Raw genomic sequence first — 11,362 nt, 5'->3', positions numbered from 1 at the left:
AGCTGCAACCGGATTGCTACGACAACCCGGTGGTGAAGGTCTCTCACCTCACTCGATTCCATGGCGCCTCGTGGCGCACCCACCCGCTACGACAAACGAGCCGCCCACTACCAAGCCATGGTCACCCTCGCCTGCCTCAGGCTCTGGCTCCCATGACTTTCCGGACACCCCCTAGGCTCTAGGAGTGACGACACCAGCCCCTCAACCCCCGGATGCCGACAGACATCTGCTCTACCTCGTGGTGTTCGACCCGGAGGACGGCACGGCTCCCTCAGAAACCTCGCCGGTCATCGACGCACCGCTTGAGGACCCCGATCAATTCGCCATCCCTCACGCACTGGCACGCGACGTAGCCCGGGCGTTGCCCGGGTTGTGGTACTGCCTGCATCTGCCGCAGTCACGAGGAGACCTGGTCGACCTTGAAGCATGGAAGCTGAAGGGGCTGCAGCAGCTGGCGATGGGACATCACGTGATGCCCGTTCCCGTCACCGCGCTCGACAGCCTGGCTCTGGCACCGTGGTGGCGGCCGATGCTGGCGTTGTGCCCGGACGAGCTCGTCGAGCGGACCGCACGGGGAGCGGTCGCGCTGGGGGTCGAGTTCCCCGTCGCCTCCTTCTCGTCTCTGGGAGACGCGAGTCTCGAAGAACACTGGCAGGCCATCCAGGAGCGAATATACCCCGACGTCCCTCCGCTGGCGGGGAAGGTCGCTCTCAGCCGTCGGCTGGACCTGGCCGCGTTGGACCTGCCCTGGCGTCTCATGGCTCGCCGGATGGGCTGGGACATCGATGCGCCCGCCGATGAGGAACCACGTACGCTGCTTCATCGCACCCTGCAGGGGCACACGCTCGTCGCGGCCACCGCCCGACTGGAGCGTCAGGGACTGACTATCGAAGAAGCCGAACCGGTCTTTGGACAGACGGTCATTGAGGAGAAGGCACGACTGCGGCTGCCGGTTGCAGTGGCGCTGCCCGGAGTCGCGCCCGCATACGTACGCGGCGCCTACCCCCCTCAGCTGCGCAAAGCCCGCATCCGCCCGCTCGCGGCCCTGGACGCCGGCGACACCTGGTCGACCGAGATCGGTGAACGCGATGATGCCCAAGTCGAACGGGCGGCCATCGAGTACACGCTGACCCACCGGGCCGTCGCCAACGACAGCCTGGGACTGATGATGCCCTCCGTTCCCCCCAGCGCGTTCACGCTGCTGGCCGATCTGGAAAAGCACTTCCGAGACTCTGCCGCGGACCGCCCCCGCTCGGTGGAGAAACTGCTCAGCCGCCTCAACGCTGTCGTCAGGCCCTTGTTCACCGAACCGGTGATGGAGGCCATCAGCCGGGCATCGATGCTCACGGTGTTCTCCAACTTCCCGCTGGGCCTTGCCACCCTGCCGGGCGACACCGCCCCGCTGGCGGCGCGCCTGCCCCTGACGTACGAGCCGCTGCTGCCGCTGACCCGCACCGTACAGAAGGCCGGTGCCGTCGCCGTCGGTGTCGAGTGGAAGAACCGCATCCGTGTCCTGGTGGCGGAGTGCATCCCCGCCAGCGACCCGGTGGGCCGAATCTCACGAGACGGTTGGCGGATCACTCAGGACACCCTGAAAGACGTCAAGGGGCTGAGTATCCACGCGGTGCAGACGCTCTCCCTGGATGCCCTGCGCGAGGCTGTCAGCGAGCACACACCAGACCTGCTGATCATCAGCGCGCACGGCACCCTCGTTGCCAACACGGCGGCCATCGTCATCGGCGACGAGCCGCACGTCGAACTCGGCCTGCAGCACACTCCACCCGTCATCGTGCTCAGCGCATGTCACGTCGCTCCCCGGGGATCCAGCGCCGTCTCCATCGCCGATCTCCTGCTGCGCGAGGGCGCACTGGCCGTACTGGGCACGCAAGTGCCCGTGGACGTGCGCCGCAACATGATGCTGACCGGCCGCCTGCTGACTAATCTCGCCGACCACCTCATCAACCAAGGACGTCACGCCACACTGTTGGAGGTGTGGCATCACACCCAGACCACTAACACCGTCAACGACATCCTCATGTCCACACCGTCGCTCAGCAGTTGGGGACGGACCCCCGGCCCGGGCGGCGGGCTGGCCCCACTACAGGAATTCATGATCAGCAGATCGGCCGGGCGGCTGCGCGGTGCCCACATCTACCAGGACACAGAACAAGTCCTCGGCGAGATCGCAGATGATCAGGGACGCGGCGAACGGGTCCGCAACTGGTTCCGCCGCCCGGGCTACGTTCCGGAATCACTCTTCTACCTCTTCGCAGGCCGTCCGGAACGGATCCTCATCTCCTCCATGGAGGAACGCGTCGCGGCCCTCTGGCCGGACTCCGACACTCCAGGCAGATAACGCCACTGACCAGCGCAAACCCAGCAACCGCTATAGCAGTCTGCACGAGAGCGACATGCCCCATCGTCAGTCATGTCAGAAGCAGATGAGCACCACGCGTCAGCGCCAACCGCCAGGTCACCGGGCTTGTGCCACTGACACTTAAATGACGACGTCCAACTGACACTCCCCTGCAGACCAGCAGCTTCCGCCTCGTTCCGCCCCGTCGTAGCCGTTCTCCAGGGCCTCCGCTCGCACGATGAGCGCCTGGTCGAACAGCTCGCCTCCCGCGCGCTCACCAGCGGAAAACGCAAAGTCCACGTGCAGCGGGACGAGAACGGGCAGATCATCGGGACCGGCGGCTCGGGGGACGATGAGGACCAGGAGCACGACGACGACGGCACCGATGCCGCCGCCGAGTCGGCGCTGCTGCACTTCTCCAGTCCGCGCGACGCGGCGACCATCGCCGCCTTCCTGCGCACCCGGGTCTACCGGCCCGAGTCCCTGGTGTGGCTGGAGGGATACCAAGCCCTCCTCCGGTGGCGGCGCGAGAACGAGATCACCGGCCTGCACGCCGTCCCCTACGAGGTAGAGGTCCAGGTCGGGGCGACGAAGGCGTTTCCGCTCGGGCGGTGGGTCCACCAGCAGCGGAAGGCGCTGCGGGCCGGGGAACTGGAAGACCGGCGCAAGACGCTGCTTGACGCGCCGGAGACCGGGATGGTGTGGGAGCCCGGCGAGGAAGCCTGGGAGAACAAGCTCGCCGCCCTGCGGTCGTACCGGCACGCCACCGGGCACCTCGCACCCCGGCAAGACGCCGTCTGGGACGATCCGGCCGGCGGCGAGCCCGTACCCATCGGGCAGCACCTCGCCAACCTCCGCCGCACGGGCGGACTCGGGAAGGACCCAAAGCGCACGGCGGAGCGGGCGAAGCATCTGGCGGCGATCGACCCGGATTGGAACTGCCCCTGGCCACTCAACTGGCAACGCCACTACCGGGTGCTCGCCCACCTCGTCGACTCCGACGGCCACCTGCCCGACATCCAGCCCGGCGTGCTCTTCGAGGGCGATGACATCGGACGATGGCTCACGCGGCAAAGAGAAGCGAGCACCTGGACACAGCTCTCCGCCGAACAGCAGAAACGGCTGACAACGCTGGGCGTGCAGCCCACTGAAGCCCCGTCTCCTGCCCCGGCGGCCCCGCGTTCAACGAAGGGGCCGAGCAAGGCGCAGCAGGCGTTCCAGCGCGGACTGGCGGCCCTCACCCAGTGGGTAGAGAAGGAAGGGCAGCGGCCGGTACCCCGCAGCCACGCTGAGGAGATCGCGGTCGACGGCGAGACGGAGCCGGTGGTCGTCAAGCTAGGCGTGTGGGTATCGAACACCCGCGCGAGGCGGGACAGGCTCACCGCGGAGCAGCTGGACGCGCTGCGGGGGCTCGGCATGGAATGGGCGGCGTAGAGGCAGTGGGATGCCTGTGCCGGTCGCCCACGCCGGTGAAGCTGTGGAGTGGCAGGTGACGGATTCGTTTTCCCCATGGCCGGTGACCGGGGTCGTCCGGATGGCCCCGCTGGCAGGTGAAACGACGATGTCCTTCGTGAACCGGCTGGCCGCTCGCTACAACGTCACCGTGACGGGCTTGTTGTCTGCGATGTCAGGCCCTGGCGTGCGTGGTGTCTGGGGAAAGGGCTGTCTCGTCGGCGAGGTGTTCCTGACGCCTGCGGTGCGGCGCCGGCTGGCCTCCCTCTGCCAGGTGCCCGAGTCGCATCTGTCCCGCGCGCTGCCTTCCTGGGATGAGGGCGCTGACGCGAAGGCGAACGGGGAGCAGCCAAACGTGCGCTTCGCCTCCGGCAGCGCGGTTCCTGCCGTCATGCTGGGATGCCGACTGTGTACGGCGGCCCGGACAGGCGCTCCGTGTTCTGCCCGTCTGTACTCCGACCTGCGTTCGAGGATCTGCATCAGGCACCAGTGCTGGTCCCTCGACTCAATGGCGCTGGACAGAGTCACGCTGGTCGAAGGCCAGGTGAGCCTCGCCGGGCTCCCGGAGGTGATGCGTGCGCATCAGCGCCTTCTGCCGCTGCTGCGCCGTAGGGGCTCGTGCGAGAACGCTTTTGCCGTGGCCCAGGCGGTCGTTGCCTCCTGGTGGGATGCGCGCTGGCGGGACGAGGTGCTCTGGCCGGCGCGTCTTGGCCGTGTCTGTGCCGATCTTCCCGAGGGTGAGGTAGCGGTGCTCGCCCGGGACGTGGTGACGTATCCGGAGGCCGTCGCAGTCACGACGGTTCTGTGTGACCGGTTGTGGCGACAACGCGTCTTGGAGGACACGCACGGTCAGATGCCGCACACGCTGGCCGAGGTTCCCCGTCTGCTGACCGAGCTGGCTCGCCGTCTGAGCCGCCCGTGGCTGGTGGAGCAGCTTGCCGCCTCCAGCGCAGGAGCCTTGTTTGCCTGGGTGCGGGCGTGTGTGCGCCGGGAGCGCGGAGCAGTGCCCGAGGAAGATGTGTGGGCGGTTCCGGTCGCGCACCGGCCTCGTGGGCTCGCGGCGCAGGTGCGGGAGCTGCGCCTCCAGCACATCGGCAGTGCGCCGGTGGCAGGAATGCCGTCCCGTGCAGAGCAGGCGTATCAGGTCGGCTTGGCACACGCCCGTTCCTACGCGGCGCATCACGGGCATCTCGCTGTTCCCAAGTACGGCCGTCACGAGGGATTTGCTCTGGGAGCGTGGCTGGCCAATCAGAGAACCGGAGTAGCAGCGCTCCCCATAGAGCGGGCACAGGCGTTGCATCGCATCGATCCCTGGTGGAATGGTCCCTGGCCCGTCTCCTGGCGACGGACGTATCACCGCGCCCTGGTACACGTTCGAAAGCATGGCCTCGTCGACGCCGCGGCAGGATTCCCCGGCACCAGTCTCGCCTTGGGCGAGTGGCTCCATGAGCAGTGTTCCCGGTACGACGACCTCCACGTGGGCCAGCAACGCCTGCTCGCAGATCTCGGAATCCGGCCCGCGCACGCCCGCTCGGCACACCCTCGCCGCAAGAGCCTGGCTCTGGCCTTCGCGGCCGGCCTGGACTATGCCCAAGCCTTTGCCGCCGTCCACGGCCACCTCGCCACGTCCAAGAGAACGCGGCAGGACGGTTTTCCTCTTGGGCAATGGCTGATGAGCCAACGCAGCCGGGCCCGTATGGCGGAGAAGGAAACCGACCGGAGCCGTGCACTGTCCGCCATCGACCCGTGGTGGAACCCGCCGTGGCCCATGGCATGGCAACGCGCCTACCACCACGCCCGCAAGCAGTGCGGCAGCAATCAGCTGCTGGTGCCGGGGGATGGCTTCGCCGGGGTGGGGGCGGCTGCCTCATCATGGCTGTACGCGCAGTGCGCCCTGTTCGAAGATCTCCATCCCCGCCAGCAAGATCTACTGCGGGAGATCGGCATCACCGCCGAGGCCGCACAAACGAGGCAGACCGCGCGGTACCACCCCACCGGCACCCGGATCGACTTCGCCGTGGGCTTGGCGCATGCCCGGGACTACGCCGGCGTTCACGGCCACCTGGCGCTGCCGCACCCCGTTCAGCACAACGGGTTCCCCCTGGGCAGGTGGCTCGCCAGCAAACGCGGAGAGGCCCGAGCCCACGCGCGCCGCACACCGGCTCCATGGCCAGGCATGCAGGCCCTCGCCGCTCTGGATCCGTGGTGGCTCCCTCCGTGGGCGTTCGCCTGGCAGCGCGACTACCACCGTCTGCGCCTCCTGCTCGCCGCCGGCCTCGAACCACCGCCCAAGCTGCGCTCCTGGATCAGTGAGCAGCTCGCCCAACGCCACACCCTGTTGCCCGGCCAGCAGCAGCTCCTGCAGGAACTGAAGGATCTCCCGGTCTGACCACAGTGCGGCACGGTATCGCGGCCGCCGTTCACCCATTCGGGTGGCGGATCCGGATCACGGCGTTCAGCAGCCCGCCATGGACTTGGCTGTTGAGTGTGGAGGGGCACGAGCACAGCAGGCGGGTGCAGCAGGCTGCCGCAGGGGGCGACGGTGCGGGAATCGAGGCCGCGTTCGTCACGGCCGCCGGGCGGTTGACGCAGTTGCCGTGGGATCAGGCGGCGGCGTCGGTGCGGTTCGAGGACCTCGCGCCGGTATCCGCGTTTCCTGTAGTGCCGGGCCGCCGGTGGGGCCGGGCTGGTGGTGGTCGGCGACCACTGGACGGCACGTCGTACACGGTTCGGCAGCGATGCGCACCCAGCTGATGGTTCTGGACCGGGACCCGGACGTGACCGGCCTGGCCGCCCGTCCGGTACGGCTGCTGTGGCGGGATCCCGACGGGCGGGTGCGCTCGTGGGTGCCTCAGCTGTTCGCCCGGTACGCCGACGGCACCGGCCTGCTCGCCGACTGCTCCTTCAGCCCAACTGCCGGTGGAGACGGGGCGCAGCGGGCGCGGATAGTCCTGGAGGCGGCGTGCGCGCGCGTGGGCTGGTCATATCGGCGCCTCGAGCCGCCTCCCCCGGTGGTGGCGGCGAACCTGCGATGGCTGGCCGGCTATCGCCACCCCCGCAATCAGGGCCCGCCCGGGCTGCGGGCCACGTTGGCTGAGGCGTTCGCCGGGCTCCGGCCGCTGGCCGACGGCGCAGCCGCGGTGGGTGATCCTCTGCAAGTACTGCCGGCTGTCTATCACGCGCTGTGGTGCGGGCATCTGACGACGCCTCTTGATGAGCCGCTGCACGAGGAGACGCTGGTCTGCGCTGACGCAGAACGTGGTGGTGGGGGCGTCAAAAAGTCGCTGGGCGCCGGGGGCGGCCGAGGAAGGGGTGAGCGCAGTGGGCGGCACACACGGTAAGAGTCGGCAACCGGTGGTGGAGGTCGGCGCGCACGTCGTCTACCGGGGGCAGACCTGGCAGGTCGCTGCGTTGCAGGGCCAGCAGGTCTACCTGTTGCAGGAGGACGGCACTGAAGAAGCCTTGCTGTTGGGGCGGTTGTTCGCCGATCCGGGCTTCGAAGTGGTGGGCGCGCAGGCGCCGGACACGGTGCCGCAATGGGGGCTGTTCGAGACCGTTCCGCTGGCGGCCCAGCAGCGGGCGCTGGCCTGGCTGCCCCACATCCGGGAGGTCGAGACCGGGTGGCCGCACCCTGAGGGCAGCCGCGAGGGGCAGGCGATGCGGCCGGAGTACGACCCGGAGCGGTGGACTCTGGCGCAGCGCGATGCGGCCAAGGCGAAGGAGCTGACCGCGCTCGGCTTCACCCGGGTGACCCGCACGACGGTCGAGCGGATGCGGCACGCCTACCGCAAGCAGGGCTTGTGGGGGCTGGTCGACAAGCGCACGGTGCCGACACGCGGCCGTCATCCGACGGGGTATGCCGACGAGCGGGTCGTGGCCGCGGTGCTGGAGGCGCTGCGGCGCCAGCGAGGCCGGTCGAAGGGGACGGTGAAGGGACTGCAGGTGCTGGTCGGGCAGATCCTTGAGGACACGCACGGGCGCGGGGTGGTGGAGATGCCGTCGCGGTCGACGTTCTACCGGCTGGTGAACGTGCTGGCCGACCCGGCCGAGCGTCCGGGACGCCCGGCGCGTACCGCCACCGCACCCGCCCGCGCCTCGGCGGCGCCGGTGGTGCTGCGGCCCGGGGAGCAGGTGCAGATCGACACCACCCGCCTGGACATCATGGCCGTCCTCGAGGACGGAAGTCTGGGCCGGCCAGAGCTGACCATTGCCGTCGACGTCGCCACCCGCTCCATCCTGGCCGCCGTTCTGCGCCCGCACAGCACCAAAGCCGTCGACGCCGCCCTGCTCCTGGCCGAGATGACTGTTCCGCATCCCGCCCGCCCCACCTGGCCCTCAGCGCTGCATCTGTCTCGGGCCGAAGTGCCCTACGAGCGGATGCTGTCGCTGGACGAGCGCCTAGAAGGCGCGGCCGCGCGACCGGTGGTCGTGCCCGAGACGATCGTCGTCGACCGCGGCAAGATCTACCTCTCGCAGGGCTTCGTCGCCGCGTGCGAGACGCTCGGGGTGAGCGTCCAGCCCGCCCCTCCAAGGCGGCCGCAGGCCAAGGCTGTGGTGGAGCGGACCTTCGGCGCGATCAACGACCTGTTCTGCCAGCACGTCGCCGGCCACACCGGCTCCAACCCCCAGCGCCGCGGCTCGGCGACGGCGGCCGAGACTCGGTGGACGATCCCGCAACTGCAGGACTTCCTCGACGAATGGATCACCTGCGGCTGGCAGAACCGGCCCCACGACGGACTGCGCCACCCCGTCCTGCCCAAAACCGCCCTCACGCCGAACCAGATGTGGGCCGCGCTCATCACCATCAGCGGCTATGTCCCCGTCCCGCTGAGCGGGGCCGACTACCTCGAACTGCTGCCGGTGCGGTGGCAGCCCATCACCGAACGCGGCATCCGCCTCGACTACCGCACCTACAACCACGACATCCTCGACCCCCACCGCGGCCAGCGCTCCCCAGTCGCCAGCAAGGATGGCAAGTGGGAGGTGCACCACAACCCCCACGATGCCCGCCAGATCTTCGTCCGCCTCACCGACGGAAAGCTCCACGAAATCCCGTGGATCCACCGCGACCACGTCCACCAGCCCTTCAACGACGCCCTCTGGCGCCATATTCAGACCGAGGTCGAACAACGCGGGGACCGCGAGACGCACGAAGCCGACCTCGCCGACGCCCTCGACCAGCTCCTGCGCCGCACCCGCAGCCCCGCCGGGACCGAGCACAACACCCGCCGCCGCAGAACCCCCCGCTCCGTAAGTACGGCAGCACAGCTGCCCGACCTGCCAGGCCAGCGGCGCCCCCTCGACACGGAAACCACACCGGCCCCGGCCCCGGACTGGAGCGAGAGCCTGGACGACCTCATCGGCATCGAGGTGGCGGCCGGAACCGACACGAGCGAGCCGGAGAGCGCGGGCGTGCGGCCGGCCGAGGCAGGCGGATACGGGCTGTGGGACGCCGAAGCAGAGGCCGAGCAATGGTGAACACCCCACCGGGCACCGGCGGCGTGCCGACTACCAGCCCCCCATCGGCGGCGGGCCCGCCTCGCGATACCCCGGCGAGCAGCGCCAGCGATGCCCCTGATGCGCAGCAGCAGTCGGTGACCACCTGGGACGGCTTCCAGGCCTTCGCCACCACGCCAGTGGCAGTTCCTCCCCCTCGCGGGGCAGAGCCGCGCACCCTGGAGGAACGCCTGGCCTATCACTCGCGGTTCGTCACCGTGCGCACCCCGGCCATCGACACCCTCGCCAAGAACGTGCGCACCCTGATGATCCTCGGCCGGCACCAGGCGGTCACCGCACGGCCGTCCCTGATCGTCACCGGCCCCGCCGGCGCCGGGAAAACCACCGCCCTGCTCCAGGTCGGACGCGCCTGCCACCTCGCCCACACCCGCCGCCACGGCCCCACGGCAGCAGCCGGGCAGGTGCCCGTCGCTTACGTCCTGGTCCCGCCCGCAGCCAGCGCCAAGACCCTGGCCACCGAGTTTGCCCGCTACCTCGGCATCCCTGTCGCCGCCGGCATGTCCCAGGCTCAGATCACCAACTCTGTCTGTCACACCTACACCGCCGCCCGGGTGCAGCTGGTGATGATCGACGAGGTCCACCGGCTCAACCCCCGCACCACCACCGGCGCCCAGACCGCGGACCTGCTCAAAGACCTCACCGAACGCATCGGCGCCACCTTCGTCTACGCCGGCATCGACGTCACCACCACCCCCCTGTTCACCGGAGTACGCGGCGCGCAGCTCGCCGGACGCGCCTCCCTCATCGACTGCGCCGCCTTCCCCGCCCGCCTCGGCGACCAAGAGCCCTTCCGCGACCTCGTCAAAGCCATGGAGGCCGCGCTCGACCTGCGCCACCACCGGCCCGGGACCCTCCCCAAGCTGGCCCCCTATCTGCACGAGCGCACCGCCGGCCGCATCGGCAGCCTCGCCCGCCTCATCCGTCAAGCCGCCATCACCGCCCTCATCGACGGCACCGAACGCATCACCAAAACCACCCTCGAAGCCATCCGCCTGGACCACCTCGCCGAACAGCACTACCGCCCCCACACCCGGACCCGAAGCCGCAGTACCAGCACCTCATGACCCGGACAGACGTCACGGCCCGGGATACGGCCGCAGCCGTCCCGGCGCAGCGCAGTGTCGTCACCGCAGGGACATGGCTGCAGATCCCGTCAGCCGCGCCGGGCGTGCTCCGCATACGGCCGCTGACCGGCGAAGCGACCGGCTCTTACGTACAACGCCTCGCTGATGCCTACCATCTGACGCTTCCCCAGCTCCTCGACGGCGCCGACATCAGCCTCCACCGCCACGGCACGCCATCAGCCGCAGAACTCATCCTCACTCCGCGCGCGGCCCAGCACCTCGCCGCCCTCGCCCGCATCCCGCTCCCCCACCTCCGGCGCGCCCTGCCCCACCTCGCTCTGCCGGACGACGCCCACGACACCGAGACGGCCGCACACTGGAAACGGCTTGAGGCCGAGCAGCAGCCCGTCCGCGCCTGCACCCTGTGCACCCGCCACCAAAGCCACGGCACCACCAACACCGCCTGGCTCCACCCCTCACCGCACCGGCTGATGTGCCCGCGCCACCAGCAAGCCGCCCCCCACCCACGACTCACCTCCACCCTCCACACCCACGGCGTGCCCGAACTCGCCGCCGCGCACCACCCCCACCAGCGCCTGCTACGACACCCCCGAGCCGCCACAGCCTGGACCGCAGCACGCGCCATCACCACACGCTGGTACGACCACCAGCAACACCTCACCCACCGCTGGCACACCCGCCTCAACCAGCTCTGCGCAGCCAACCCCCACCTGACCACAGCGGGCAACGCCTCCCCCGCGCTCCTGACCCGCGATCTGGTCGTCTATCCGGAAACCGTCGCCCTCGCCCGCGCACTCGCCACCCTGCCCGACCGGCCACATCGCACCACCAACGACGCACTCACTCTCATCGCCCACCAGCTCGGCCTCGCCCGCCTGACCCCCAACGCGAACGACCCACTCCACGTCTTCCTCACCCACACACGCCACTGACCAGCCAAAACCAGACTCCA

General features: G+C 69.5%; 5 protein-coding genes and 2 pseudogenes. All 7 read left to right on the top strand.

Annotation, left to right across the window (positions count from 1 at the left end; genetic code table 11):
• Positions 1-184 precede the first annotated feature (184 nt).
• The 7 genes and pseudogenes from ACZ7LY_RS14815 to ACZ7LY_RS14785 all read left to right on the top strand — a co-directional run bounded on the left by ACZ7LY_RS14815 (position 185) and on the right by ACZ7LY_RS14785 (position 11,342).
• Positions 185-2,356, top strand: coding sequence for a CHAT domain-containing protein (locus tag ACZ7LY_RS14815; protein WP_471624956.1), 2,172 nt, complete (start codon positions 185-187; stop codon positions 2,354-2,356).
• 168 nt (positions 2,357-2,524) lie between these two features.
• A pseudogene (locus ACZ7LY_RS14810) lies at positions 2,525-3,790 on the top strand (helicase associated domain-containing protein); the annotation flags it as partial.
• Positions 3,791-3,800: 10 nt separating this feature from the next.
• Positions 3,801-6,197: a helicase associated domain-containing protein gene (locus ACZ7LY_RS14805; RefSeq protein ID WP_471624955.1), complete on the top strand. Its 2,397-nt coding sequence runs from the start codon at positions 3,801-3,803 to the stop codon at positions 6,195-6,197.
• Between the two features lie 98 nt (positions 6,198-6,295).
• Positions 6,296-7,149 (top strand): annotated as a pseudogene (locus tag ACZ7LY_RS14800) (TnsA-like heteromeric transposase endonuclease subunit).
• Positions 7,150-7,162: 13 nt separating this feature from the next.
• On the top strand, positions 7,163-9,286 hold the full coding sequence (locus ACZ7LY_RS14795) for a Mu transposase C-terminal domain-containing protein (protein WP_471624954.1): 2,124 nt from the start codon (positions 7,163-7,165) through the stop codon (positions 9,284-9,286).
• 116 nt (positions 9,287-9,402) lie between these two features.
• Positions 9,403-10,389, top strand: a complete 987-nt coding sequence (locus ACZ7LY_RS14790; protein ID WP_471624953.1) for a TniB family NTP-binding protein — start codon at positions 9,403-9,405, stop codon at positions 10,387-10,389.
• Complete coding sequence (locus tag ACZ7LY_RS14785; protein WP_471624952.1) at positions 10,386-11,342, top strand: TniQ family protein; 957 nt, start codon at positions 10,386-10,388, stop codon at positions 11,340-11,342. Before ACZ7LY_RS14790 ends, ACZ7LY_RS14785 begins: the two co-directional genes overlap by 4 nt.
• Positions 11,343-11,362: the final 20 nt, after the last annotated feature.

It is taken from the genome of Streptomyces sp. NPDC107550 (assembly GCF_055639095.1).
The sequence above is the reverse complement of the archived record's forward strand: the minus strand, read 5'-3'. Positions and strand labels throughout refer to the sequence as shown.

Coding starts and splice junctions, on each gene's coding strand:
- ACZ7LY_RS14805 (WP_471624955.1), top strand. CDS start 3,801: ATGCCTGTGCCGGTCGCCCACGCCGGTGAAGCTGTGGAGTGGCAGGTG.
- ACZ7LY_RS14785 (WP_471624952.1), top strand. CDS start 10,386: ATGACCCGGACAGACGTCACGGCCCGGGATACGGCCGCAGCCGTCCCG.